20 protein-coding genes and 1 tRNA gene are annotated in these 26,602 nt (G+C 46.0%); 8 read left to right on the top strand and 13 right to left on the bottom strand.

Annotated features, from left to right (window positions below; all coding sequences use genetic code 11):
* The 3 genes from VFC92_10975 to VFC92_10965 form a co-directional block, all read right to left on the bottom strand.
* Window positions 1–865, bottom strand: an 865-nt coding sequence (locus VFC92_10975) for a DEAD/DEAH box helicase family protein (GenBank protein ID HZK08711.1), incomplete at its 3' end; no start/stop codon positions are given.
* Complete coding sequence (locus VFC92_10970) at window positions 862–1,179, bottom strand: helix-turn-helix transcriptional regulator (protein ID HZK08710.1); 318 nt, start codon at window positions 1,177–1,179, stop codon at window positions 862–864. The genes VFC92_10970 and VFC92_10975, both read right to left, overlap by 4 nt.
* Before the next feature lie 333 nt (window positions 1,180–1,512).
* A complete protein-coding gene (locus VFC92_10965) occupies window positions 1,513–1,740 on the bottom strand; it encodes a hypothetical protein (protein ID HZK08709.1) in 228 nt (75 codons plus the stop codon).
* A gap of 375 nt (window positions 1,741–2,115) precedes the next feature.
* On the opposite strand from VFC92_10965, the gene VFC92_10960 reads away from it, so the two are divergent.
* The 6 genes from VFC92_10960 to VFC92_10935 all read left to right on the top strand — a co-directional run bounded on the left by VFC92_10960 (window position 2,116) and on the right by VFC92_10935 (window position 9,089).
* On the top strand, window positions 2,116–4,482 hold the full coding sequence (locus VFC92_10960; protein HZK08708.1) for a BamA/TamA family outer membrane protein: 2,367 nt from the start codon (window positions 2,116–2,118) through the stop codon (window positions 4,480–4,482).
* 188 nt (window positions 4,483–4,670) lie between these two features.
* Window positions 4,671–5,168: a prolyl-tRNA synthetase associated domain-containing protein gene (locus VFC92_10955; protein HZK08707.1), complete on the top strand. Its 498-nt coding sequence runs from the start codon at window positions 4,671–4,673 to the stop codon at window positions 5,166–5,168.
* 43 nt (window positions 5,169–5,211) lie between these two features.
* Entirely contained in the window at window positions 5,212–5,691 is a 480-nt protein-coding gene (locus tag VFC92_10950; protein ID HZK08706.1) for a WbuC family cupin fold metalloprotein, read from the top strand.
* Window positions 5,692–5,899: 208 nt separating this feature from the next.
* A complete protein-coding gene (gene hisS, locus VFC92_10945) occupies window positions 5,900–7,291 on the top strand; it encodes a histidine--tRNA ligase (protein HZK08705.1) in 1,392 nt (463 codons plus the stop codon).
* Between the two features lie 202 nt (window positions 7,292–7,493).
* Window positions 7,494–8,216, top strand: a complete 723-nt coding sequence (locus VFC92_10940) for a sulfite exporter TauE/SafE family protein (protein HZK08704.1) — start codon at window positions 7,494–7,496, stop codon at window positions 8,214–8,216.
* Between the two features lie 294 nt (window positions 8,217–8,510).
* A complete protein-coding gene (locus VFC92_10935; GenBank protein HZK08703.1) occupies window positions 8,511–9,089 on the top strand; it encodes a hypothetical protein in 579 nt (192 codons plus the stop codon).
* Between the two features lie 184 nt (window positions 9,090–9,273).
* On the opposite strand, the gene ahcY is transcribed toward VFC92_10935, so the two are convergent.
* Window positions 9,274–10,701, bottom strand: coding sequence for an adenosylhomocysteinase (gene ahcY, locus VFC92_10930; protein HZK08702.1), 1,428 nt, complete (start codon window positions 10,699–10,701; stop codon window positions 9,274–9,276).
* Window positions 10,702–10,906: 205 nt separating this feature from the next.
* Here ahcY and VFC92_10925 point away from each other — a divergent pair, with 205 nt between their 5' ends.
* Window positions 10,907–11,608, top strand: a complete 702-nt coding sequence (locus VFC92_10925) for an SOS response-associated peptidase (GenBank protein ID HZK08701.1) — start codon at window positions 10,907–10,909, stop codon at window positions 11,606–11,608.
* 9 nt (window positions 11,609–11,617) lie between these two features.
* On the opposite strand, the gene VFC92_10920 is transcribed toward VFC92_10925, so the two are convergent.
* From VFC92_10920 to VFC92_10910, 3 genes are all read right to left on the bottom strand, one after another.
* Window positions 11,618–16,036 (bottom strand): hypothetical protein, encoded by a 4,419-nt coding sequence (locus tag VFC92_10920; GenBank protein ID HZK08700.1) that lies wholly within the window; start codon window positions 16,034–16,036, stop codon window positions 11,618–11,620.
* A 192-nt stretch (window positions 16,037–16,228) separates the two neighbouring features.
* A complete protein-coding gene (locus VFC92_10915) occupies window positions 16,229–16,591 on the bottom strand; it encodes a YraN family protein (GenBank protein ID HZK08699.1) in 363 nt (120 codons plus the stop codon).
* Window positions 16,592–16,608: 17 nt separating this feature from the next.
* Window positions 16,609–17,526 carry an LD-carboxypeptidase gene (locus tag VFC92_10910; protein HZK08698.1) on the bottom strand — a complete coding sequence of 306 codons (918 nt, stop codon included), beginning with the start codon at window positions 17,524–17,526 and terminating at the stop codon, window positions 16,609–16,611.
* Between the two features lie 331 nt (window positions 17,527–17,857).
* Here VFC92_10910 and VFC92_10905 point away from each other — a divergent pair, with 331 nt between their 5' ends.
* Window positions 17,858–18,607, top strand: a complete 750-nt coding sequence (locus VFC92_10905) for a copper homeostasis protein CutC (GenBank protein HZK08697.1) — start codon at window positions 17,858–17,860, stop codon at window positions 18,605–18,607.
* A 127-nt stretch (window positions 18,608–18,734) separates the two neighbouring features.
* Here the strand turns inward: VFC92_10905 and VFC92_10900 are convergent.
* From VFC92_10900 to VFC92_10875, 6 genes are all read right to left on the bottom strand, one after another.
* Window positions 18,735–18,808, bottom strand: a tRNA-Asp gene (locus tag VFC92_10900).
* Between the two features lie 120 nt (window positions 18,809–18,928).
* Window positions 18,929–19,795 (bottom strand): sulfotransferase, encoded by an 867-nt coding sequence (locus VFC92_10895; protein ID HZK08696.1) that lies wholly within the window; start codon window positions 19,793–19,795, stop codon window positions 18,929–18,931.
* Window positions 19,796–20,242: 447 nt separating this feature from the next.
* On the bottom strand, window positions 20,243–21,487 hold the full coding sequence (locus VFC92_10890; GenBank protein HZK08695.1) for a M48 family metallopeptidase: 1,245 nt from the start codon (window positions 21,485–21,487) through the stop codon (window positions 20,243–20,245).
* A gap of 374 nt (window positions 21,488–21,861) precedes the next feature.
* Window positions 21,862–23,943 carry a hypothetical protein gene (locus VFC92_10885; GenBank protein HZK08694.1) on the bottom strand — a complete coding sequence of 694 codons (2,082 nt, stop codon included), beginning with the start codon at window positions 23,941–23,943 and terminating at the stop codon, window positions 21,862–21,864.
* Window positions 23,944–23,977: 34 nt separating this feature from the next.
* Window positions 23,978–24,724, bottom strand: a complete 747-nt coding sequence (gene fabG / locus VFC92_10880; protein HZK08693.1) for a 3-oxoacyl-[acyl-carrier-protein] reductase — start codon at window positions 24,722–24,724, stop codon at window positions 23,978–23,980.
* Between the two features lie 243 nt (window positions 24,725–24,967).
* Window positions 24,968–26,599: a S41 family peptidase gene (locus VFC92_10875; GenBank protein ID HZK08692.1), complete on the bottom strand. Its 1,632-nt coding sequence runs from the start codon at window positions 26,597–26,599 to the stop codon at window positions 24,968–24,970.
* Window positions 26,600–26,602 lie beyond the last annotated feature (3 nt).

The following is a 26,602-nucleotide window of genomic DNA, read 5'->3' as shown; positions in this document are numbered from 1 at the left end:
GAATAGGATTTTTACCATTTTTAGTTTCAGAAAGCTCTAGTTTTAAAGTCGCTTCGTCATTCTTTTCAGTTACGGTCAATACTTCAATTTTCTTTACTAATCCTTGTTGGTAACTGTCGTAAGGTGTTAAGCGATAAATCTTATTTTTTGAAACTTTATGGGTTGCCGAAAATCTGATTTTAAAAAGAGGATTGAGTTTGGCAATTTGTTTAATCGAATTATCTGTATCCATTCCTTCCTGTGGCTCGTCCATTATGATGATTGGATTTGTTCTACCAATGGCATCAATAAAAGGAATATTTGCAAAAAGGTCTTCTCTTTTTGCTTGGTTCAAAATTTTGTCTTCCGAATTAAAAGAAGCCAAAGTCATTACCATTATTTGAGGGTGTTGCTCTTCAATAAAGTGCGTTACTTTATTAAGCTTTTTACTGTTGTACTCAAATGATTTTGGGGTAAAACCGTAAATGTCTTCTAGTTGCTTTTCAAATGTCGAAAGCGTGCTCAATACACCTTGTCTAATAGCAACCGAAGGCACTAGTATGATGAATTTAGTAAAATTGTAGTGCTTATATAATTCGTAAATCATTTTGATGTAAACAAGGGTTTTACCAGTTCCTGTTTCCATTTCAATGGTTAATTCTTGGTCGTCTGTAAGTTTAGCAACTTCATCACTGATTGCATTTTCTTTTAAAACAGTTTTTATGTTTTCGGTAATTTGTTCGGGCGTAAGTGAACAAACATTTGAGCGAATGCCGTCAACAGAAGCATTATCAAAAGTATTTTTTACAGAACCGTCAAATACATCTATTACAGATTTGATAGCGGTTTCTTGATATTCTAATAGTTCTAATTTTAGTTCCATCATTTTCCGCTGTTCTTTTTGTTAATATATTTCATTTGCTGCTCTGCTACTTTTAGTGCTTTTTCTCCTAATTCTTCGTCTTTTATTTCATAAAGTATTTTTTCGCTCAAGTATTGAACAAGTAAATCTTCTTTATTCAAATCAAGTATCTCTGCCAGTTTTACTATCTGTTCTTTAGTTGCTTTTCGCTCGCTTCTTTCAATTTTGCTAAGTATAGCTGTGTCAATATCCAATTCCGCAGAAACGTGCCTTAAAAGCAATCCTTTTTCTTCTCTTTTTTCTCGAAGTAGTTCGCCTACCAACTTAGTGTTTTCCATTTGTGAATTATCACTTGATTAATTTGACTTGACAATATTCGTCAAATATAAGAAGTCTCATTTAATGATTAAAAAAAATGTCTTAAAACTTTTCAACATTCCGTTGAGCGTTGGAAAGAAATGGCTCTTTTGGTTTTTTGAGCGTAGGCTCGTGTGTCGGAAAAAACCAAATGTGCCATTTGTGCGGTAGGTTTTCTACACTTGCTTGTAACTTGTTTTTATAACCCCTTTCTGTCTATTAAATGACCCAAATTTGGTACATTATGAAAACGTTTTGTCTTTTTACTGAAGGTGCCATTTATTGTTTGTTTTTGTTTCATTTGTCAAAAATAATTAAATTTCCAAAGCATTCACCCAGGCCACATCTTTCATAGTTTCAAAAACGCTGTTCAGTTTAAAATCGCTTTTGGCAATGTACCAAAACCCGCGACTTTGGCTCCAGGCAGCTACTTTGAGCCTCTTTACTTTGGCGATGAGCGCAAAATCCTTCTCAAAACTCAGGCGCACCGCTGATGTGTCGTGGTGAAAGTCGTTAGCCAGAGTGATGACAGGATTCCCCATTTTCTGCGTAAATTTAATTATTCGGCAAAGTTAGGGAACATTTCATTTGGAATGATTTTAAATTTTGTTGCATCGGGGATTCGCAGGGCGCATGGCGCAGAGAGCATGGCGCGGGGCTCAGGAAGAAGGGTTCGCAGCCCCACAGGGGATGCAACCCTAAAGTTTGTCCGATTCTTTTGCGAAAAAGGAGGAGAAGCAAAGCGCAAGACGCAAAAACAATCAGGTTTGCCATCCCATGAAGGGCTGGCATCCCATACGCCGCCGGCTGACGACTGCCGCCTGAGAACTATTAAAAAATTCTCCTGATCATACCTTAAAGCTCGAAGTAAACGCACAAGATGCTACTTTTGCAGTCATCATCAGAACTGACTACTTTTGAAAACTGTTAGGTGCCGCATAGTTGCTGTTGCAATGATTTTTGTTTTCGTTGCCACCGGATGTAACGTTACACGCCGGGTGGGCGAGGATGAATACATGTTGCACAAAAACAACATCACCATCGATAAGTCGCAAACCGGCGTCAAAAATCTTCCCTTCAGTACCGACGAGATGTACAGCCTGCTGGTACAAAAGCCCCATCCGAAATTTTTGGGGGTTTTCCGGGTTAAGTTGTGGGTAAACAGCGTTACCGCAAAAGGACGCGAAACAAAATTCAAAAAATGGCTCAACAAAAAGCTGGGCAATCCTCCGGTGATCCTCGATCCTTTTACGATCGATCGTAGCAAAGATCAGCTAAAGCTCTTTCTCAACAACAATGGGTTTTTCCATTCTGAAGTGCGTTCAGGCATTCGTTATAAAAAGAAAAAAGCCATCATCGACTACAACATCGATCTGGCAATGCCTTACCGCGTCAACGACATCGAATACAAAATCAGCGATACGACTTTGCGGGATATTGTGATGAACGACATCCGCAATTCCCTGATCCAACGCGGCAATATTTACAACACTTCCACTTTTGATGATGAGCGCTATCGTGTGACTACCCTGCTGCGCAATTCGGGATATTATTTTTTCGGCCCGGAGTTTATGTATTACGAGATCGACAGCGCTTTCGCAAATAAATCTTTAAAGGTTTATCCTAACATCGGCCGTTATCAAAACAGCGACGATACCCTGGCAGCCATCGCCAGCCGGCGTAGCCATCAGAAATATTTTATCAACACCATTGCTGTGTTGCCTGATTTTGATCCGCTTTATACCGACACCGCCAACATGAAAAAACTGGTGCTTCCTTCCAAGGATTCGGCGGTAGGGAGATACATCTTTTATTATCGCGACAAGCTCCGGATTCGTCCTACGACGTTGCGCAGCAAAATAATGTTGGAGCCGGGCGGGATTTATCAACAGAAAGCCGAGAAGGATACCTACCGGCAACTGTCGTCGTTTCCGTTGTATGGCTACACCGCGATAAATTTTCGGCGGGCGCCGCAGGTGGTCGATCCTGCCGACAGCACAAGCAAATTTTTGAATAGTATTATTGAGCTTACCCGGCGACCGGTACAGTCGTATTCCATCGAGGCGGAGGGCACCACCTCCGGCAGCAAGCTGGGCATCGCCGGCAACTTTGTGTATCAAAATCTGAATCTTTTCCGCGGTGGCGAAGTGCTTACCCTGAAAGTTACGGGCGGTGTAGAGTGGCAGGCGGGTGGCGCCGATTCGCAACCAAAGCTTTTGTTATTCAACACCATACAAACCGGTGCTGAGCTCACCCTGGATTTCCCGAAATTTCTGCTGCCGGTGTCGAAGGATGTCCTGCCCCACGTGCTGCGTCCACGCACTACCATCAAAACCGGGGTTAATTATCAAAACCGCCCCGACTACGAGCGCTATGTTACCAATGCTTCGTTTGGATATAGCTGGCGCCATGGCGATTTTTCGGCGCACAGCCTCACTCCTATCGAAATCAATTCTGTGTCGATCTTTCCTGATTCTGCTTTTATCCAGCGCCTCATTCGACTCAACGATCCGCGTTTGACCAATCAATACACCGACCATTTCATCATGGCCGCCAAGTACACCTATATTTTTAATAACCAGCGCCGTGGCCAGGTGAAGAATTTTATGTTTTTGCGTTGGAACATCGAAACCTCGGGCAATGTCCTTAATTTGGCTTCACAGGTTTTTGATCAGCAAAAAAATGCAAGAGACGAATATGCTGTCTGGAATATTCCTTTTGCCCAATATGTGCGCACCGACTTCGATTTCAGGTATTATTTTGCTTTGCAGGAAGATCATACTGTGGCGTATCGCAACCTGTTTGGTATTGGAATTCCTTACAGCAACAGCAAGGTGCTGCCTTTCGAGAAAGGCTTTTATGGCGGCGGTTCCAACGACATGCGCGGCTGGAATTATCGCTCGCTGGGGCCGGGATCGTTTCGCGATACCACTGGAATTTATTTTGAAAAGATGGGCGACCTGATCCTGGAAGCTAATCTTGAATATCGTTTCCCCATTTATAATTGGCTGAAAGGCGCCATTTTTACCGACATAGGCAACGTTTGGCTGCTCAATTTCAGCAAGAATTATCCGGGAGGGAAGTTTGATGTTACACGTTTTTTGAGTGAACTGGCAATAGATGCAGGACTGGGATTGCGTTTTGATTTCTCCTTTTTCGTTTTTCGTGTCGACGGTGCCGCTCCACTCAAAAATCCGGCTTTCCCGGCCGGCAAACGCTGGCGCGTCAACAACCTGCAATTGCGCGATCTGGTTTGGAGTTTCGGGATAGGATATCCGTTTTAATGAGTCGGCAGGTCACAGTTGGCATTGCTTGATGCTTAGTTTTCAAGTTAATTTCCCGGTTTTAAAATTCAAAATACGATATTCGGTTTAACGTTGCAAATCGATTGATTAACTGCCGACTGAAACCTGATGCCTGAAGGCTGCCGACTGCCCTCTCCCCTAAAAGTCCTATTTTTGACGAAAAAACTATGGTACAAGATCAAGAGCAAAAAGTACTCGACTATCTTAAGACGCTAAATATTCCGTATGAGATTTATCACCATCCGCCAGTGCCAACGGTTGAGGAGGCAATGCTGTATTGGAAAGATATTGAGGCCACGCATTGCAAAAACATCTTCTTCCGCAACCACAAAGGAAACCGGCATTATCTGGTAGTGCTGCGCCACGATGCCACTCTCGACATCCACGAACTGGAGAAGCGGCTGGGGCAGGGGAAACTCTCTTTCGCCTCGCCACAGCGCCTCCTCAAATGGCTGCACCTTACGCCCGGATCAGTTACACCTTTCGGTCTTATCAACGATGAGCAAAACCACGTAAAGCTGTTTTTGGATATCCAATTAAAAAAGGCTTTAAAAATTAGTTTCCATCCCAATATCAATACAGCATCGGTGGTGATCGCCTTTGAAGATTTTATAAAATATCTGAACACCACCGGCAACGCCTATGAATTTTTGGAGCTTTATTGATAATTTTGCATTTTTAATTTAAAGATCAGTAAGCAGGATGGGTATGATAAAAATAACGGATGAATTTATTGATGAATTTACGCGGGAGGCGCAACAATCGCCGCGCCGACGTATGAACTACAATTTTCATCCAAACCATGAAGACCCGTTGCATCGGATGCTCAATGCCATGGAGCCGGGCACCTACGTGCAACCGCATAAACACGAAAATCCGGATAAATTCGAAATCTTCCTGGCGCTGCGTGGACGGTTTGTAGTTTTTACGTTCGACGATAGTGGGAACATCACCGATCACATCATCCTCGATTCCCGTAGTGGAAATTATGGAGTAGAGATTTCCAAACGCACCTACCACACGCTCGTTTCACTGGAGCCTGGCTCGGTTGCCTATGAGGTGAAAGAAGGACCTTACACCGCCTCCACTTCTAAAAACTTTGCTCCCTGGGCTCCTACCGAAGGTGACGAAACTGCGCCCGAATATCTCGAAAATTTGCTTGCAGCCGTGGGGTTGTCGGGTTCCTAATAAATAATAGCGCATGAAATCCGCTACCTTTTACCGGCACCGGCCTCTGCTCTTCGAAAACGCGAGCCAGATCGGAGAGCTTTAGAGATTTAAGAAGGGTTATTTAATTTTGTATGGAAGCGGCAGGAAATTGAAAGCCTTTTCCTGAGTTTGATAAAAGACGATAATTGATTATTTTAATAAAATTACAACAAACAATTTTTTATTCATGGCATTACAAAAACCCTCGATACCCAAAGGTACACGCGATTTTACACCGGCAGAGATGCTTCGCCGCAACTTTATTTTCGACACCATTCGCGATGTGTTTCAAAATTTCGGCTATCAACCGATCGAAACTCCCGCCATGGAAAATCTGTCGGTGCTGCTGGGCAAATACGGCGAAGAGGGCGACAAACTCCTTTTCAGGATATTAAATTCGGGCGATTTCCTTTCGGGTGCTTCACACGAGGATTTGCAGTTGGATAATGCGCAGGAGCTTTCGCTAAAGATTAGTAACAAAGGGCTGCGCTACGACCTTACCGTACCATTTGCGCGCTATGTGGTGCAGCATCGCAACGAGATCAGCTTCCCTTTTAAGCGTTACCAGATACAGCCGGTATGGCGCGCCGACCGCCCGCAGCGCGGACGCTACCGCGAATTTTACCAATGCGATGCCGACGTTATCGGCAGTGATTCGCTGATAAACGAAGTGGAACTCATTCAGCTTGTGGATGAGGTTTTCAGACGTTTGGGTATAAAAGTTCAGGTGAAGCTAAACAATCGCAAGATATTAGCCGGAATTGCCCAGGCCATTGGCGCCGAAGGCAGCCTCACCGATATTACCATCGCTATCGACAAACTCGATAAAATTGGTCAGGAAAAAGTAAACGAAGAGCTTGCGCAGAAAGGACTTTCGGCGGAAGCCATCGACAAGTTGCAGCCCATTTTGCTGATGCAGGGCAACGATGAAGAAAAATTCGGTTTGCTGCAACAGATTCTGGCAGAGAGCACAATCGGTATTGAGGGAATTGCAGAGATGCAGGAAATTTTTGAAACCTTAAGCCATCTGGAATTGCGCCATCTGGTGTCGCTCGACCTTACCCTGGCGCGTGGGCTTAATTACTACACAGGTGCCATCATAGAAGTAAAAGCTGCCGACGTGCAGATAGGAAGCATTTGCGGTGGCGGCCGTTACGACGATCTCACGGGCATTTTTGGCATGCCTGGAACTTCGGGTGTGGGCATCTCTTTTGGCGCCGACCGCATTTACGACGTCATGCTCGAGAGCAAACTCTTTGGCGAATCCAGCCACAAATCCACACAGGTGCTTTTTGCCAACTTTGGCAAAGCAGAAGAAAAACATTGCCTCACGCTGTTGCAAAAGGTTCGTAAGGCGGGCATCAGCGCGGAGCTTTATCCGGAAGCTGACAAAATGAAAAAGCAGATGACCTGGGCCGACAAAAAAGAAATAGCCTGGGTGGTGCTGCTGGGTAAAGAAGAGATGGAAAAGAACCAGCTTACGCTAAAAAATATGCATTCCGGCGAACAAGTTTCCTGCACACTCGATCAAATGATCCATCGTGTAAAAGAGTCTGCTGTGGCCTCTCCGGAGGATTAATAGCCCTAGTTCCTTCGAATATAATCGTTCTATCAAGCTGTTAGATTATCGGCAAAAACTTCATGGCCTTTTGAGTAATTGAATTATTGATTTTTGATATTTATTTGGCTTGTTTACTCCGACTACTGGCGGATGTTTTATTGATCTTTGAAATTTCAAGTCTCAGTTGTTTAAATATTAAAACCCACTCCCATTTCCCAAGATGACTCTCGCGCTCGTTGCCGGTATTGTATTATTGGTTTTTCTTATTCGCGCCGTTTTTGGCTTTGGCGATGCGCTGGCAGGCATGCCATTGTTGGTGCTTCTCATCGGCGTGCATCAAGCGGCGCCCCTGATGGCCATGCTTGCGCTGGTGATGGCAGCCATGATCCTGATCAAAAATCTGAAAACCGTACGTTGGGATTTTTCCCTGCGCCTGATATTGCCTGCACTGGCTGGCATTCCGGTAGGGTTGTATTATCTCACCCTGATTGACGAACGCATTGTGAATGCGGTGCTGGCAGCATTTATTATCATCTTTTCGGCGGCACGGCTTGTAAAAACTACCACACAAATAGGCCCACCTGCACTAGTGACGGCCGCGATCGGTTTTGTGAGTGGAGTGCTGGGCGGCGCATACAACACCAGCGGTCCGCCGGTGATCATGTTTCTTTCTGCTAAAGGAATGCCGCCACAAGCTTTTCGCTCAACGCTGCAAAGTTTTTTCTTTGCCACCGGAGCAGCCATCGTGACGGGACACGCGTTGTGGGGAAATATTACAGCCGACGTGCTCAACTATTTTTGGGTAGGATTGCCGGCGGTGATCATCTCCTTTGTGGCGGGCGAAAAACTCCTCCATCGTTTCGACGCCAACAGATTTTACCGGTGGGTGTATGTGTTGCTGATTCTCATTGGTGTAGCACTATTGATCAAGGCGGTGGTTTGAAATAAGTTTTTTCCGCAGTGATCATTTGAATAAAATGGAAATATTTTAAAATCTCATTTAAAGGCAATTCTAAAAACACTTTGACAATGGGAACTATTTTGGGTATTTCGATGAAATTTGGAATTGTGCCTTTAGGCACAAGATACGGGTAGAAAAAGCGGTGATGGTAAAATCCCGTCCCGTACGGGACGGAATATCTGGTTGTAGCTTCATCTCTACCCATATCACATCCCTACGGGATGATTTTCATAGCATTTAGCATTAAACAATTCAATCATCTAAATAACTGCGATAATGAAGGATTTTTTCACGTTTTTGATTTCAGTTTCCATTCTAATTAGCTGCGTTCGACAAGGCAACATTCAAGAACAATTAAAAATATCAGATTTTGAATTTCAATCCATTTTTGGCACGACTCAGTCTGATGAGAAAACTACCTATTGCTTATTAGGTTCGGGGTTTTTTAGAGCACCAAGTTCCGACAATTCTGATAGCTTAATATTTGAGTGGATTAATTCACATAAGAAAGCGATTGTTATTCCTGTCTCGTCATTTGGCCCAACTGAAATAAATGACCCAAATTCAAAAATGATTTTTTGTTTAGTTATTCAAGGTGCTGATACTTTAAATAATTTTCTTATTAAAAATGGCTGTTTCCCCGGAGGAACGATGGAGAGGCCAAAAACCTGGGATGAAAGGGATAATAGCGAAAAAGAGTTTTATGGGAAAATTGATGAAAAACCTGATGTAGCTGTGTTAATGGATAATAAGGGTTATGACAATTTTATTGAACAAATTAAAAAAGCAGAGACTTTTGCACGTGAGAACAAATTGGGAATTTGGAAGCAAGACAAAGATGCCAAAAATGAATAAAGTGCAGTCTATGTTATTCAAGGGTTACAGTTCGCTTCGTTTTTTTCGTGTTTAGATAAGATATTATCCTAAATTGGAAACTTTTCACATCACCTAACTAAACCAAAAAAAACCCCACCACAAGGCAGGGTTTTCTGTTTTAATATCAAAATAATATAGCTTCAAGCAAAAGCTGGTTGAACTATTAATATCTGTAATGATCGGGCTTGTAAGGGCCTTCTATCGGCACACCCAGATATTCAGCTTGATCTTTGGTGAGTTTGGTCAGTTTTACGCCAAGCTGTTGCAGGTGCAAACGCGCCACCTCTTCGTCGAGGTACTTGGGCAAACGATAAACACCGATTTCATATTCATCTCTATTTTTCCACAAATCGATTTGTGCCAGCGTTTGGTTGGTAAACGAGTTGCTCATCACAAACGAGGGATGGCCGGTGGCACAGCCCAGATTTACCAGACGACCTTCGGCAAGCAGATAAATAGAGTTGCCGTTTTCCATGCGGAAACGATCTACCTGTGGCTTGATGGTTTCCTTGGTAATGGTGGGATCATTTTCGAGCTTCTCAACCTGTATCTCGTTATCGAAATGGCCGATGTTACAAACGATGGCTTCATCTTTCATGTTTTTGAGATGCTCCAAAGTAAGGACGTCTTTGTTTCCGCTGGCAGTCACGAAAATCTGTCCTTCCTTGAGCGCTTCGTCGATGGTGGTAACTTCAAAACCTTCCATGGCAGCCTGCAGAGCGCAGATGGGGTCAATCTCGGTAATGAGCACGCGTGCACCGTAGGCGCGCATCGATTTGGCGGAACCTTTGCCCACGTCGCCATAGCCCAGCACTACTACTACTTTTCCGGCAATCATCACGTCCGTAGCGCGCTTTATGCCATCGGCCAGTGACTCGCGGCAGCCGTAAAGGTTGTCGAATTTTGATTTCGTCACCGAGTCGTTTACGTTTACAGCCGGAACTAACAGCTCACCACGTTCTTTCATCTGATACAGACGGTTCACGCCGGTAGTGGTTTCTTCCGATACACCTTTCCATTCTTTAGCAGCGCGGCTCCAACGCTTGGGATCTTCGACGTAAATGCGCTGCAGCAAACTCATTATTGCACGCTCCTCGTTGTTGGTGCCTGGCTTTTTGAGCAGCTCGGGATTGTCTTCTATAGCTTTTCCTTTGTGGATGAGCAAAGTGGCATCGCCACCATCGTCCACGATTAGCTGTGGGCCGTGGCCGCCGGGGAATGAAAGCGCCTGGCTGGTACACCACCAATATTCGTCCAGCGTTTCACCTTTCCAGGCAAACACCGGGACGCCAGTGGCTGCAATAGCTGCGGCAGCATGATCCTGTGTAGAGAAAATATTGCAACTGGCCCACCGCACATCAGCGCCAAGCTCCCGGAGGGTTTCGATGAGCACAGCAGTTTGTATGGTCATGTGCAGCGACCCGGTGATGCGAACATCACGCAAAGGCTTCTCCTGTGAGAATTTGCGCCGGATAGCCATAAGACCGGGCATTTCTTTCTCTGCAATTTCTATCTCTTTCCGGCCCCAATCGGCCAGTGTAATGTCTTTGACTTTGTATTTTAAACTTTGATCGACAACTAAATTATTCATTCGTAAACGTCTTGAATTTATGATGTGTGAATTATTATTTCGTAGTAATGTTGTGGGTTTTCAGGTGTTGATAAATGAAAACCCAACTGGTAAAACCCTCTAAAACCTCTGTAAATAAACGGGTGCAAAAGTACTCAGAAAGCGGGGCTTTAACAAACGCTCCTTATCCTTGTTCATTATTTCCATCAATTACAAATATTAACACATGTGTGGAAGATATTCGTTTGCGCCCGACCTTGCGACTGTTAATGAGCATTATGATATTGTGGCCAATCCGGCTGAAGTAAAGGCCAATTATAATGCGGCGCCCACGCAACTGCTGCCGGTAATCACCAACGAAGAGCCGCGGCAACTGTCGCGGCTCAGGTGGGGTCTGGTGCCGTTTTGGGCCAATGATGCCGCAATCGGCAACAAGCTCATCAATGCGCGGGCAGAGTCGCTCGATACAAAACCCTCCTTTAAAAATGCTTTCAAAAACCGGCGGTGCCTGGTTCCTGCCGATGCTTTCTATGAATGGAAACATGCAGCAGGCGGAAAGATGAAAATCCCATATCGCATTAGCATCAAAGGCCAACTACTTTTTTCGATGGCCGGAATCTGGGAGCAATGGGAGGACCCGAAGGGCGAACTGCTGAATTCTTTTTCGATCATTACTACCCGCGCCAATGAGCTGGTGGCTGAATTGCACAATCGTATGCCTGTAATTTTGACACGGGAAACCGAACAGTTGTGGCTTTCTGATTTAGAAAATAAGGAGCTTCTTTCATTGCTTCAACCTTTCGATGCCGGCGCAATGGAGACATATCCCGTTTCCATGCTACTCAACTCACCGCGCAACAATTCCAAAGATCTTATCGCCCGTAACGCCGAAGAACCGCTTGATTTATTTTCGGGGTTGGAGAATTAATTGACAGTCCTAATCGCGTGTCTGCAATTCCTTAAGCGCTTTCTTGTCGAGTTTCCCTTCCCGGATCAACTGTTTTTCGAGCCGCTCTTTTTGCTTTTTCTCTTTGCGCTCTTCACTGCCTCCGCGTATGGTATTCATGACGCCACTAAGGGTGGTCTTTACGAGATAATTAAAAAATGAACGATTGACGTCTCTGCGGAAATACATCTCGCCATCGCGGAAGCTAAAAAGTTTTTGCGGGTTGCCGCGGCGAACCACAAACGTGTTGGCGATAAACGAAATCAGTGATTCTTCAAAGCTGTCGTCAGTAAAAGTTTCTTTGCTGATAAGACGTATCTGCAACTTGTTGTATCTAAACTTAATATCACCTTTCGCCAACTCATCGTCGGCAGTGAAATGGAATTTCACCAATTCATTAAAGCCCTTTTTTACTTTTACAAAAGCGATGTGTTCGAGCAATGGGTTGAGTTTCGTCAGGTCGAAACTGCCAATCTCACCGGTTGCACTCCAAAGATCGTTCTCAGCGCTAAGATTGAATTCGAGATTGAGTGCTACTTTGCCTTCGTTCATCAACAGTACAGCAGCATAAACGCTCATAACCGAATCGTGTGCAATTACTTCGGGCATGTTGCTAATGTTTTGGGCTAGCACGTTGATGTCGTTCAAAAAAATAACTCCCGGCTGACGTGCCGGAGGCATATATTCGCGGTAGGTAAAGCAGGAGTTGTTAACGATAAAATTATCTATTAATAGCTTTATTTCCAAATCTTGCAGCGCGGTGACAGGCAATTTTGGAAAATGATTTTCAGGCAACGGGTAGGACTTGCTACGGTAGTCATCTCCAACCAATTCGGTGAGCTCTGCTTTGCCAATACGGAGCGTGTTGTCGAAGATAAATTGCGTGATGTCGAAATCCGTCAGTTCCAACTTATCAAAAACCATTTGCAACCGGTCGGCTTGCACGCCCACTTTGGCCGCAAAAAGCGTGTCGGGCAGGGTGGGCTGCAAATAACCTGAATCGACCATAAGTTGCTGATGCCGCGTGGAGTAGCTCACCACTGCCGCACCATAATTGTACAGGCTGTCGGACGTTAATTCCTGAAAATCCCGCAAGGTAATTTTCATGTCGTCGAAATAGAGAAACTTGTTGTCGAAAGCACGCGTTTCCGAATCTATTGATAATTGAGTAAAGTCCAGATTGATTTTTTTAAAATCGAAGGTAGCGCGGTTATCCTGCTGTGGGTTTCTGATTTTAAGTCGCGCATCATTTACCTGGATGTTGTCGACAGCTGCACTGTAGAGATGATCGCGGATGTGCTTGTAAAGCTGCAGCGAATCGCGATGCAGTTTCATGGAGGTATCGCCGGGCGCAGGCAAATCGAGGTATAAATCGGGGTTTTCGATGCGGATATCCCTGGCCTGAAAAGTTTTCTTTACCATCAGGTCGTAATAGCTAAGCCCCGAAACCTGTAAACTGCCAAAGTTGAGGTCGGCATCGTTGTAGATCGAATAAATAAAGCTGCCAATGTCCAGTGACTGATCAGCGGTAGAAATCAACAACTTGCTTCCGATCAGGCGTTTATTTTTGTCGGTATAAATCCTGAAATCGCCATCTACTGCCAGCATTACATCGGCAGCATAAAAAAGGTTGTCACTCCTCAGCCCTGTTTTTGGTGTAATAATAAAATCTCTGATAGCCACGCGGGCATCGCTAATCTTGATGTCGCGGCTATTCATAAGCGTGCCGCCAAATATCTCCATGGCGGCATGCAAAATATTGATGCTCCCAAGATTCACCGAACTAAAAACCGATAGTATTTGCTTTTTTATAATCTCCGGCCTAAAGTCTTTGAAGGTTTTTAGCTGCTGCTGATGTTTCTCGGGAGTAATCAAACGGATGTTGGGATTGTTGATAGTGGCCGACAAGGCCGCCAACTCCTGCCGGTGGTAAAGTTTCATTAGCTCCAGTCCGTCAATTTCGGCATCGCTCACATCAATCTGAAATATATCGTTGTAACGGATATCCATGAGCGTTTTGGGCTGCAATGAAATGTCAGTTGTTGTCAGCAATGAATCCATCGAAGAGAGGTGCAAGGTGCCAAGCCTAAACAAATGCAGACTGTCAGGAAGCACCACGGTAAGATTTCTCACGTCAGCTACAACGGCAGCAGCGTCGAAGGGTTGCAAAGTGTCGTTATTTCCGGGACGGAAGTCATCGATGTAAAGATCGAAGGATTTGGCGGTAACTGTATTGGCGGAAGCTGTATTTCTTTTGTATCCAAACTCTCCTTTTGTGATCTGGATTTTATGAATCAAAAAATCGATGTAGGCCATTTTGGTGGTGTCGGCCGTGGGAGTGCCCATAGGTTCTCCGAGGATTTCCAATGCAGGCTCCACGATCATCAGCGAATCAGCATAGAGGCCATCGCCGCGATAAAGTGATAGGAAGTCGGTACCCATTAGACTCATGTCGCGACCCGACAGCAAAATCATCAATGGCGAAACAGGTAGAGGTGGTATTTGGTGCAGGGTGTCGAAAACGATTCCGGTCATTTGCGCTATTTTGTTCCGCGTGTCGAGGCTCGCATTTTGGACGCGCAGCCTTTGGTTAATGCCGGGCAGAGTTATCAAAAGTTGTTCAAGCTCTACACGAATGCACTCCGAATAAAATATCTGCGGCCGGAGGTGTGCCTTTTCATCCAACCTAAAACCCGTCATGGTAAGTTGAGCCGGCGCAGCAGAAATTTTCTCCACCTTTCCGGTCCAATCGATGTGCTCAATGTCTGCATCAGTAATTTTTAAAACATCGGCTTCGATAAAGTTGAAATAGGGTTTTATTACCGGGAAGAGATGGTAGATGTTGATGTCGGTAGCAGCGGCCTTTGCCGAACCAGCCAACATCTTCAGCCCGGGCTGCTGAAGCAGGATTTCTTTGAGGCTGAGCCAACGATGGATAAAATCGGATTTCAGGTCGTGGCTTTCTATTGCAAGATGAGGCAACTGCAGATCGAAAGCGCCCGTGCCATACTCTTTGGGATGTGATGCAAATAGCGAATCGATGGTGAGAAGATTGGTGCGGGTGTCGAAAGTGAAATTTGCAAAACTTATTTTCAGATTCGATTCGGCCAGCGTAAGGCTTTGATCAGAAGTGGTGAGTTCCAGGTCGTCGATAAAGAAAAAATGACTCCGTTCTGCGTAGCTTGCCGAATCCATCAGCAGATGATGCAACGTAAGGCTGAACTGCGGCACCAGGATAGGCGCGCGGCTTCCTGCCAAATGCGATGGCAGACGCAAACGCCCCTTGTCGATATGGACGCGCATCACCTCCAACGGTTTGAAGTAAGTCGTGATTTGCTGATAAAGATTTTCGGTCAGGGTGTCGCGGTTGATGCTCTTACCAACCTGACCGGGAGCCGGATAAAAAATGATGTCGGGCTGGCGTATCACGATCTCATTCAGAAACAGCGCCTCACCCGGCACTACATTGAAATGAAATCCTTTGAGAGTAACGCGCGGAATATTCAAATCCATCCAACTTTGCCCATCCGCCCCCACCGTAGTGGTATCGCGCCGGATATGAAGCTCTTCGATCGACACATCGCCCGTCACCGAAGATATTTCTAGCTCCTGAAACTCGATTTGGTGCAAATTGGTGCGGTAGCTAAACATCCCATCTTCGAGCCTGAGCGTGATGCTGTCAGAAAAAAACAATCGCTCCTTATTGGCATGAGCCTGATCATCTAATATAAAATTATGAATCTGGATGGAAACATTTTCAACATCAATCGTGTCGCGGGTTTCGCCGCGTGTATGGAGTATTTTGAAGGAAGCATTTTCGAGGTTAAATTTTTCCACACGCAACAGATCCAGGTAATCCTCTACCAGACGATACAAATGCCGGATAGGATTGCTGCGGGGGGCTGAGGATTCAGAATCGTCAGACTCTGCAAAATCGCTGCTGTTGGTAACAAGCTCAAAGGAGGGTGCGGTGATCATGACATCTTCTACCACCAGCTCCCTGTTCCAGAGCGCCTGCAGCACCCCGACACCTTTGATATGCAGGTACGGCACGTGCAGGTGCGTAATGGTGGTATCGGCAGAACCAGCTTCTCCGCGATAAGCGGTGTCAGGAACCAGCAAAAGATCTTCTATTATGATTTCGCGTCGGAGGGCATGGAAATTTATTTCGGAATAGCTAAGCGCATATTGCCCATGCGTTTTCGACTGAACCACCTGCCGTGCCGTTTCGCCAATGATGCGGTCGGCATAGATGTTCAGCAGCAGCGGGATGATGACAAGAAACAAAAACACCAGGCCGGCAAGCGTGTAAAGCAAAACTCTTTTAAGCTTTTTGCGACGGCTTGCGCGAGGCTTTTTCTCCGGAGATGACGGCTTGGTCTGGTCAGTATTTTCGTTGTTGTTCTTCAAATTTTGACAGTGTAAATGCTCGTCCAAAATTAATCAAATATTGATGTGCGCTGCTTGGTGATGGAATTTTTGGGTGTGAATTGCGAGATAGGATTGGTTTTTATAAAGATATCAAATGCGGAATAACAATACACATTATCGTGTTTTTCAAAAGATAATATTACGATCTGCCTTCAGGATGAAAGGAGTTCTTCACAAAGTAGGATAGAACGCATTTTTAATTTGTTTCACCGTGAAGTTGGTGCCGTGATACAGCACGCTGATGATGTCGAAGCGAGCTTCGAGCTGCGCATTTTTTATCATAAAATAACCATTGGCAGCTTTGATGATGGCGCGTTGCTTGGCGCGTGTCACAAAAACCTCCGGCTCGCCAAAACTGGCCGTGCGACGGGTTTTTACCTCGGCAAAGACGATAAACTCGCCGTCCTGCGCAATGAGGTCGATTTCATTTTTGCCAAAATGCCAGTTTCTTTCCAGGATTTTGTAGCCGGCATTGGCCAGATATTGGGCGGCAAGCTCCTCACCCTGCTCTCCTGTTTCGTTGTGTTGTGCCATGATTTCAGATTTTTATTTTAATGAAACATTGCATGATTCTCCAAACTGTGTAATGTAGAGGTTTCACCCACTTCCAACTGATACGTGCGCCCCATGATAAGCGGGTAGTTATTATGAAAATGCCCTGCCGGAAAGCCAAAAGCCACCGGATAATTATATGGAGCTACCGCTTGGGCGATAATTTCTGCTGCGCTCATCCCAAAGTCATCGTCGGCCACGGGTATAAGTCCGCCTACAACCAGGCCAGCCAGCCGGTCGAGTTTTTTTGCGCGCAGCAGCGTGTTCATCAGCCGGTGGATGTGGTAACCATTTTCGGCCACTTCTTCGATAAACAGAATTTTTCCGGCGGTGTCCACCTCCGAAGCTGTGCACAGAAGGCTACAAAGCACCGAAAGGTTGCCACCGGTGAGTGTTGCGCGTGCAATTCCGCTACGGTTATTTGGATGAGCTTCAATTCGATAATGCTGCTGTCGGCCACCGGCGGCTTCCAGCATCTTACGCAAAGGCTCATCTGGTTTCAGATCGTCGCCAAAATCGAGGGGCATGATGGCGTGCAGGCTTTCTACACCAAACATTCGCAACAGGTGCGAATGAAAAACAGTGATGTCGCTGTAGCCTGCTATCCATTTAGGCTGTTGCAAAAACCGTGTAAAATCGAGCCGGTCGATGATGCATGCCGATCCATAGCCCCCACGCGAACACAAAATCAGCTTCACCTCAGCGTCGCCCAGCATCGTTTGGAAATCGCGGGTACGCTCCGCATCCGTTCCCGAAAAATAATGATGACGCCCAGTGGCATATTCTCCAATTTTAACACGATAACCGAGCTGGTTGATTAGCTTGGCAGCACGGTCGATCAACGCAGCATCCATATGTTTTCCGGGGGATACAATGCCTATCAGATCGTTGGGTTTGAGCGCAGCAGGTGTTATCATATTTTTTTATTTTGAAAAAGTAAAAGTAAGTTTTTTAGTTTTGCCAAAACACAAATGAGGGCGGCTTTCAGGTTAACATTGAAATCCTCTTTAGAAATCCCAAACAACAATAAATCAAAAATCAAAAAAATCTCAAATAGATCAAAATCAAAAAAACAAACTATTCAACGTTTTGGAATTGGCTCTGACAAGACATTTTGTACCATGCTGATCAATAACCCCAGCCTTTAGGTCGGGGACAATAGACTGGGAAATTCCATTGGGCTTTAGCCCAAATAAAAGAAAGAAACAGGATAATTTTGTAAATGAAGAAAAATTAAAACTAAAAACTATGATCGAAATATGTGCGAATGGATTACAATCGGCGCTAAATGCGCAAATGGGCGGAGCCGCGCGGGTGGAACTTTGCGACAATCTTTATGACGGTGGAACCACTCCCTCGGCAGGTACAATACGCCTTGCGCGAAAATATCTCAGCATCGGCCTGCATGTGCTGATACGTCCGCGTGGTGGCGATTTCCTCTACAACGCGCATGAGATGGAAATCATGAAAGACGAAATCCAGTTTTGTAAAGATGTTGGTGCAGATGGCGTGGTGATCGGGATTTTGAATGCCGATGGCACCATTGATACAGAGCGCATCGCTGAGCTGATTGATTTGGCGCGACCGATGCACGTAACATTCCACCGCGCTTTTGATGTGTGCCGCGATGCCGGCGAGGCGCTCGAACAACTGATACAATTAAAAGCCGACTGCCTGCTTACCTCCGGCCAAAAAAACAAAGCCAGCGACGGCGTGGAGCTTATCGCACAGCTTGTGGAGCAGGCTGCCGGGCGAATACAAATTATGCCGGGTTCGGGAGTAAATGCCGACAACCTGCAATGGCTCAAAAAAAGAACCGCCGCTACCACATTTCACATGTCGGCGCAATCGCTTGTAAACAGCCAGATGAGCTACCGCAACGAAGATGTCCGTATGGGCGCTCTGCCGCAAATTCCCGAATATCAGCATGCCGTGAGTGATGTCGAAAAAATCCGACTTATCGTAAGCAAAGACAAAGAATTGACGAGTGACGATTGAAGAATCAAAAAAAGTGATGGCTTACAACTTGACAACCCGACAACGGTTCTTTCCATCCTCTCACCAAACAACCCCCAAAAAACAAAACAGGGAGTTAGATTTTACTCTAACTCCCTGTTTCTGTGAGCGGTCCGGACGAGACTCGAACTCGCGACCTCCTGCGTGACAGGCAGGCATTCTAACCAACTGAACTACCGGACCATGATTTTTATCGAGAACTTCGTTTTCAAAACGGCTGCAAAGATATAGTCTTTTCTTTCCCAACAAACTTTTTTTGAAAATATTTTTGCTTTAAGCGAAATGTTTTGCTCTTTAATAAACTTAGCCGATATCGTGGTAATTCATCTCCGTTACCAATGACTGGTTGCGAATGGTTTGGTAATATTCGCAGAGGTGTTTGTCGTTGAGGAAAGCATACACTTTCTTTTCAGAAATCCGGGGTTCCATTTCTTTGTAAATGCCGTCGGGAACTTTGAAGCCGAGAAAAGCAAATAGGTTTTCGATTTCGGCCTGTGGATTCTGCATGAGATTTTCAAACCGCACGTTCCATACTTTGAAACCGGTAGCTTGCTGTATGCGGTTGGCTTCGGTGATGTACTGTTGCCATAGTTTATAACCTTCTTCGATGTGAAGGGCTCGCAAGGAGAAGTCGTAGAGGCGCTGATGGGTTAGCTTGCGGGCCAGGCGACCTCGTTTGAAACCTCCCAGGAAAGACTTCAAATGCACCTGCTGATACTCCATGCAGTATCGCCGCAGACTCTCGGCTGAATCTACCGGATTGCGGTACACGTTAATGATTCGCGCATCTTCAAAAAGCATCCTCCACATTTCGAGGGTGAAGGTGCTACGCGGGTCTTTCCAGCCCCAGTCGAAATTGATGCGCTCGTAATTGCGATAGCCATGCCGCTCGTCGCCCAGATACTGCCGCAGACTTTTGCCTTTGAGCTGGCGCTTCAGATTTTTGGCCGCTTTGGTTTTAAAATCCTCATTAATAAACTGCATGTTATACGGGTTGTCCCAGTTGGCACCCGCCTGGGCAAATATCCAGTGGTTGATGTCGGTAAAGAGTTGCGACTCGCCGTTGTGCTTGCGGTCGGCACCCATAAAGATGCCGGAGAGATGCAGCAATTCGGAAACAAATGAAGCTCCGGAACGGGGCATGCCAATGATAATAATCGGGTCTTTCATAATCTTTAGACTTTTTGTAGTGAATCAAAAGTAACACTTTTCTCTACCGATGACATAATTCGACAAGGAAAAGGCTGATTTTTAATGATTTTTCAGAAAAGAATCACTAACCCCGGTCTTTAGGCCGGGGATTAAAGAATTCGTAATTTCTTGGGGCTTTAACCCTAAATAAGCCCATAAAATGAGTTTATGAGCAAATGTGGATTAGAAAAGGTTACGGGCTAAAACCCGCGCGAAATCTTTCAGGGTTTTATGAACCCCGCCCTGAAGGGCAGGGTTAGCGAATGACATCACTCACGGGGTGGTGCGGGGATGGGGTCTTTATCATGTTGAATTAGATTCTACCACCAAAATAGTTACGAAGAATCACTAACTCCGGCCTTCAGGCTCGGCGTAATTGATAGTAATTTGTTGTAATGGATGGTGATCCAGGCAAACAATTAACGATTAACAATTAACTGATTTCAGCGCCGCCAACCGCTGCAGCAGGGGCGGGTGTGAATAATGCACAAACACCACAGCAGGATGTGGGCGCAGGTTGCTCAGATTATCGGCGGAAAGGTGCTTAAGCGCCGTCATGAGTGGTGCTGCCGAAAAATGAACCGCTGCAAAACGGTCGGCAGCGTATTCGTTTCGGCGAGAGATGATGTTCATCACAATACCCGTCAACAGCGAAACAGGCGCATAAATAAGCCCAAAAGCAAGCACAGCAATGTGGAAGCTGTGGGTTTCGACACCCAACGCCTGAGTGAGAAAGGGTTCACCGAGAAACAACGACAAAAGAAAAAAGGTGATGCCCGTTTGCACAATGCCCAGCAGCAGACCAAGCAGGGTATGTTTCTTTTTGTAATGACCGATCTCGTGCGCAAGTACCGCCACCAGCTCGTCGGTAGTATGTTTTTCGATAAGCGAGTCGTAGAGCACGATGCGCTTTTTTGCGCCAAGCCCGGTAAAATAAGCGTTGGCTTTGGTGCTGCGGCGCGAACCATCGATAACATAAATGTTTTTTAGATGAAACCCTGTGCGTGCTGCAAACTTCTCGATGGCATCGCGCAGCTCACCTTCTGCAAGAGGAGTTTGTTTATTAAATAAAGGAACGATGAGATTGGAATAAAACAGCGTCATAAAAATGCTGAAAACTACCACCACACCCCACGCAATCAGCCAAAACCAGGAGCCGCTCATCAGATAAATCCAGATAATAAGCGCCAAAAGTCCACCGCCTACCACGGCTCCCAACAATGCTCCTTTGAGCAAATCGAGGACAAAAGTACGTGGTGTGGTTTTATTAAAACCAAATCGGGCTTCGATCACAAAGGTGTCGTAAATACTGAAAGGCAGCGAGATGATGGAGGATGCAAGGGAAAGCACACCGAAAAACAGGAGCGCCAGCCAAATCGGGTTTTCGGTAAAGTGCCGCAGCCAGGTGTCGAGCCAGGCAAAGCCGCCCCACCAAAGCATGGCCAGCAGCGCCGCGAAGCTCACCGTGGAAGTAATCATTCCAAACCGATGATTGACACGCTGATACTGCTGCGACTTTTGATAGGCGTTTTCATCATAAATGCCGCATAGTTCATCAGGAAGCACATCGCTCCAACGGGTAGTGTTGAGGTAATCGAGCAAGCGTTCAAAGGCGAAATCGGCAATGACGATGACCAGGATGATGGTGAAAACAAGTGTGGGTGTAATCATTTATTTTGTGTCTTTTTTTTTAAGAATCAGGATTTGATTAAAATTCCCAAATTACAGAGAGCAAAATCCAAACAAAGAATGGTCATTAAAGTGGGTAGTTTATTTACGCTCAAATACTTCTTAAAATCCCGTAGGAATGTTATGTGGGTAGACATAAGGACTCGTCCTGATATTCCGTCCCGTACGGGACGGCATTGTCGCATCATCATTGTTCTACCCGTATTTTGTGCCTAAAGGCACAGTTTTAAAATAAAAGTAATATCCAATTTCAAAAAATTAAAAACCCAAAACAGGAGCACGTATTTGACATTTGGAACTTGGAATATATTTGTGATTTGATTCTTCGAAAATTTTATTCCCCTGGCCAACTATTATCAATACGACCCATTCCTTTTTCTCAGCAGCCACTCGACCGAAAGAAGCGTGATGATCAAAATCAAAATCCAGGGCAGATTTACCAGCTCTGTGTACTGGCGGGTGCTGTAGGTGATGGTGGTAATATCAGCGCGCTTGCGCAACTCGTCGGCAAGCTGCGGCAGGGAGTCAGGATAAATCATCCGGCCGTTGGTTTTTTCGGCCAACTGAAACAGCAGGTTGTGATCGGCGCGTGTGTTGATGGTTTCGATGTTGAGCGGCGAAATGCTGAAGGCACCGCGGTCGGTAAAAACTTTGTCGCCCACATGCACTTTGGCTTCCCAGGTGTAATTATCCACCGGAAGGGCGCCGGCATTGAGCTGGTAGGCGCGGGCAGTTTTACCAAAAACAAAAGGATAAGTGTCGCCATCGCTGTTGCTGATAGTGATTTCAACCTCCGGCTCGTTGATGGGCTCGTAGCTTTGGTTGTATACCTCGGCGGTGAGTATCACCGGCTCGTTTTCCACAAAATTATTAGCACCGGCCACATCAAAAAAGCTCTTGTTCACCTTCACGGCCAGATACTGGATCATCCGCGTCACCACTTCATCATACGCCTGATGGTTGCTGTTTTTTAAATAATTGTGCAGCCTCCATTTCCAAAGGCCTTCGCCCGCAATAATACCCGTTTTTGTTTCAAGGTTTTGATTAAAAACCACCAACGGCAACTCCGTGGTCAGGCTTCCAATTTTCTGATAGAAAAGTACCGACGCAGATGTCAGCAACCGATAGTCGCCGAAAGGCGCAACCAGCGGCGGCCAGTCGGCAATGGCTTTCCGCGTATCGTCGCTCAGATTGAACAACACAAAATCGGGATTTAGCACCGGCACCGCCTCGTTAAAATTTACCTGATTGGCGGTGATGCGCAAGCCGGCGTCAAGGCCGTTCAACCGGTTGATGTCCGTCGACACTCCCAGCACATACAACAACGGAAGTTTGGAATTAGCGGCATTTTTTATCACATTTTCTACCGGCAGCGTTGCGGAAGGCAATTGATGCATCACCACAAGATTGTACCCCTGCACCACGCCATCAAATTCGGCAGCCATCTTCACATCCACTTCGTAGTTGTAATTACTTTCGATGGCCGAACGCAAAGCAGCAATGTCGGGATGGGGAGCAGCGACCAGTATCAAAATCTTCTGGCGGGCGTCGAGCACATCTATAAAAATATCCTGGCTGTTGTTGAGGGTGGTAATCTCATCTTTGACCGGTGCCAAACGAATGCTGTAACGCTGCAAACCCGCTTCATTAGCTTCAAGCTGCAATTTGATTGTCTCAAAAAAATCGTCGGAGGTTATCTCTATGGCTTTCGAAAACAAGGTGACGCCCGCCCGGGTTACCGTAAGGGTGCTCCTGGTTCCGGCCAGCATGTGTGCCTCGGCAAGCACCTCGATGGGGAAAGTGTTGCCTTTGAAAGCTATTCTGTTGAAGTTTACTTTGTTTACCAAAAGATCGCGGTGTACCGAAGTATCGCCAAGCGCCACGGTATAAACAGGGAATTTGATGCGCGACGTGTTGTACAACGGGTTGATGCCGTGGTTGTAAATTCCGTCGGTGGCCAGGATGAGCGCCCCAACATTGCGATTGGCAAAACGCACCAGCAAATCATCGATGAGCGCCGACAGGTCGGTTTGCATGCCGCCATAATCGTAAGCAGCTTCCTCGGTTACTTTATCAGCGAAAGCGAAAGTTTTTACTTCATATTCACCCTTAAGATCGTCGATAAGTGAAGCAGCCATCTTCGGGTACTGTTGTCGATAAAAGGTGGTATCGGTGCCAATGGTCAGCGATGCGGTATTGTCCTGAGCAAAAATGATAACGGGCTTCTCGCTGGTGCGAAAAACGGTTTTGAGCAAAGGCGAGAGGAGCAAAAAGGCAAGCAGGACGATGGCCAGAAACCGGAATGCAGCGAGCCATCGTGTAAGCACTGTCGAAAATTCCTCACGTGGATTTCGATAGTATAAAATACCAGCATACGCCAGTGCGAGGACGACGCACAAAATAAAAAACCAACCGGAATATTCGGTTACCACACGCAAGGCTTACCTCCTTAAAAAAAAGATTTAAAAATGATTACATGTGCATGCCGCCGTCGACACTTATTACCTGTCCGGTAACGTAAGCTGCCAGGTCGGATGCGAGGAAAATGCATATGCCGGCCACGTCTTCAGCAGTGCCGGCGCGACGCAGCGGGATATTTTTGAGCCAATCGTTTTTATCCTGTTCGCTGAGCTGGTCGGTCATGGCCGTTTCGATAAATCCCGGAGCAACGGCGTTGCAGCGGATGCCGCGCGCGCCAAACTCCTTGGCGGTAGATTTGGTAAATCCTATCAAACCGGCTTTGCTGGCCGAGTAATTGCTTTGGCCGGCGTTGCCCGACAATCCTACCACAGAGCTCATATTGATGATGGCGCCACTGCGCTGCGAAAGCATGCTGCGATGGAGCGCTTTGGTCATATTAAAAACTGATTTCAGATTCACTTTCAGCACCAGATCCCAGTCGTCTTCGGTCATGCGCATCAGCAACTTGTCGCGGGTGATGCCAGCATTGTTGACCAGAATATCAACTCTTCCAAAATCCTTCAGTACCTCTTTTACCAGCTCTTCGCAGGCAGCGAAATTACTTGCATCAGAGGCGTAGGCTTTGGCTTGCACGCCGTAACTTTTCAGCTCTTCGACAAGGGCGTTGGCGTCGTCGTCGATTTTAAGATCCGTAACGATTACATCGGCACCATTTTTTGCGTAAGCTATGGCAATGGATTTACCTATGCCACGTGCAGCGCCGGTTATCAGCGCCTTTTTATTTTCCAGGAGTTTCATTTTATAAAAATCTATTTTTTAATATTAAAAACGGCCAAAGATATGGTTTTTCGGCGGAAGCGGTGGAGAACACACATCAGCGGCAGCTATGGATTTCATTTTGAAATAAATTACAAAAGCCAAAAAACAAAGAACAAATAAATCTCAATAACCAATTTTTCAATATTCAAACTGTCACAGCACTATGGAATTTGGAATTTATTTGGAATTTGAGTTTTGTCTTTTGGAATTTGCTCCAGGTTCTCACTTTCCCTGCAATTCCGAAAACTGCTTTTTGTTTTGCAGCAAATCTACGGCAGCGCTAAGTTCGGCGTCGATGGCGTTGATCACTACAAAATAGGCTTCGGCGTCCCAGAGGTTGCGCGCCAGCAAAGCTTTTATCTGCAGTTTCAAGTGTTCATCGGGATAATAATACTTTTCGTCAGCGCCACGCTCCACCTTGGCTTCGGCAGCTTTTGCTTTAAAATCGGAATACATCACTTCGTCCACAACAAAACCGTTTTTAAAGGCCTCCAGCGTAGGAAATTGCATCAAGATTTCGGTGCGGTTTTTATCAAGGTAGTCCATGGTGAAGGTATTAAAAACCAATTTCCGCACCAGATCGACGTAATAATCAGAGAATCGTGTGGAGTCGATGGGGATAAAAATATCGGGCATGATGCCGCCGCCGCCATAAACCGTGCGCCCGGCAGGGGTAAGATATTGGAGTGAATCGGGAAAATGAATGCTGTCGGCACTCACCAGCTCGCCATGTTCCAGCCGGTTTTTGAAATCTTTAAAATATTCTTCCACACCTTCATCGTAAGGCTTTTGGATGCAACGACCGGTAGGCGTGTGATAGCGTGCGGTGGTAAGCCGTATCAACGCTCCGTCGGGCAGACGAAACGGACGCTGCACGAGGCCTTTTCCAAAAGAACGACGGCCAAGCACCAGCCCGCGATCCCAGTCCTGGATGGCTCCTGACACAATTTCGCTGGCAGAGGCCGAAGCTTCGTTGATAAGGACGATTACGCGCCCATCATTATCAAATGAACCAGTGGAGGTAGAATAGAAATTTTCGCGCGGTTGACGCAGACCTTCTGTGTAAACGATCAGCTTGTCGTCCGGCAGAAACTCATCGCTAAGCTCAACGGCAATATTGAGGTAGCCACCGGAGTTACTGCGCAGGTCGAGGATAAGATCCTGCATGCCTTCCTGCCGCAGCTCTTGCAAGCTTTCGCGAAACTCATCCATAGAGGTCTTGGAAAAACGTGTAAGCTTTATGTAACCTATCTCCGGAGCTGCCATATAGGTAGCGTCGATGCTGTTGAGCGGTATTTTATCTCGCACGATGTCGAAATCGATCAACTCTTTTTTGCCTGCACGTTTTATCGAAACAGAAACCGTGGTGCCTTTTTTTCCGCGCAGACGCTCCATCACATATTCGTTGTTAATTTTTTCGCCTACAGCGCTAATTCCATCAATTTTAACAATCTTGTCGCCACCAAAGATGCCCAGTTTGTCGGACGGCCCTCCAGGTACCGGCGACACCACAAGAATGGTATCGTTAAAAAGCTGAAAGGTCACCCCGATGCCGTCAAAGCTTCCTTCGAGCGGCTCGTTGACGCGCTCCACATCTTCTTTGGAAATGTATGCCGAATGTGGGTCAAGCTCTTTGAGCATCTGCTTGATGGCAGAAGCCACCAGGTCGGGCGAATCGACGCTGTCGACATAGGCAAAGTTGATAATCTGCAAGGCAGTGCCAAATTTTTGAATGCCTTCGCGCTGTTCGTCGGATTGTGCCTGAATACGAGGAGCCGATAGCAATACAAAAATTACTGCTACAATTGCAAATCGAAATATCTTTATTGGGAATTGCCTGAAAGAATGGATCATTTT

It is taken from the genome of Bacteroidales bacterium (genome assembly GCA_035647615.1).
Taxonomy (GTDB): domain Bacteria; phylum Bacteroidota; class Bacteroidia; order Bacteroidales; family 4484-276; genus SABY01.
This window is presented reverse-complemented; position numbering and strand designations above follow the sequence as displayed.

What these genes read in the sequence shown, in the direction of transcription:
- VFC92_10915 (HZK08699.1), bottom strand. Translation starts at nt 16,591, where the DNA reads ATGGCACAACACAACGAAACAGGAGAGCAGGGTGAGGAGCTTGCCGCC.
- hisS (HZK08705.1), top strand. Translation starts at nt 5,900, where the DNA reads ATGGCATTACAAAAACCCTCGATACCCAAAGGTACACGCGATTTTACA.
- VFC92_10950 (HZK08706.1), top strand. Translation starts at nt 5,212, where the DNA reads ATGATAAAAATAACGGATGAATTTATTGATGAATTTACGCGGGAGGCG.
- VFC92_10875 (HZK08692.1), bottom strand. Translation starts at nt 26,599, where the DNA reads ATGATCCATTCTTTCAGGCAATTCCCAATAAAGATATTTCGATTTGCA.
- VFC92_10925 (HZK08701.1), top strand. Translation starts at nt 10,907, where the DNA reads ATGTGTGGAAGATATTCGTTTGCGCCCGACCTTGCGACTGTTAATGAG.
- fabG (HZK08693.1), bottom strand. Translation starts at nt 24,724, where the DNA reads ATGAAACTCCTGGAAAATAAAAAGGCGCTGATAACCGGCGCTGCACGT.
- VFC92_10935 (HZK08703.1), top strand. Translation starts at nt 8,511, where the DNA reads ATGAAGGATTTTTTCACGTTTTTGATTTCAGTTTCCATTCTAATTAGC.
- VFC92_10970 (HZK08710.1), bottom strand. Translation starts at nt 1,179, where the DNA reads ATGGAAAACACTAAGTTGGTAGGCGAACTACTTCGAGAAAAAAGAGAA.
- VFC92_10955 (HZK08707.1), top strand. Translation starts at nt 4,671, where the DNA reads ATGGTACAAGATCAAGAGCAAAAAGTACTCGACTATCTTAAGACGCTA.
- VFC92_10910 (HZK08698.1), bottom strand. Translation starts at nt 17,526, where the DNA reads ATGATAACACCTGCTGCGCTCAAACCCAACGATCTGATAGGCATTGTA.
- VFC92_10940 (HZK08704.1), top strand. Translation starts at nt 7,494, where the DNA reads ATGACTCTCGCGCTCGTTGCCGGTATTGTATTATTGGTTTTTCTTATT.
- VFC92_10890 (HZK08695.1), bottom strand. Translation starts at nt 21,487, where the DNA reads ATGATTACACCCACACTTGTTTTCACCATCATCCTGGTCATCGTCATT.
- VFC92_10895 (HZK08696.1), bottom strand. Translation starts at nt 19,795, where the DNA reads ATGAAAGACCCGATTATTATCATTGGCATGCCCCGTTCCGGAGCTTCA.
- VFC92_10905 (HZK08697.1), top strand. Translation starts at nt 17,858, where the DNA reads ATGATCGAAATATGTGCGAATGGATTACAATCGGCGCTAAATGCGCAA.
- VFC92_10965 (HZK08709.1), bottom strand. Translation starts at nt 1,740, where the DNA reads ATGGGGAATCCTGTCATCACTCTGGCTAACGACTTTCACCACGACACA.
- ahcY (HZK08702.1), bottom strand. Translation starts at nt 10,701, where the DNA reads ATGAATAATTTAGTTGTCGATCAAAGTTTAAAATACAAAGTCAAAGAC.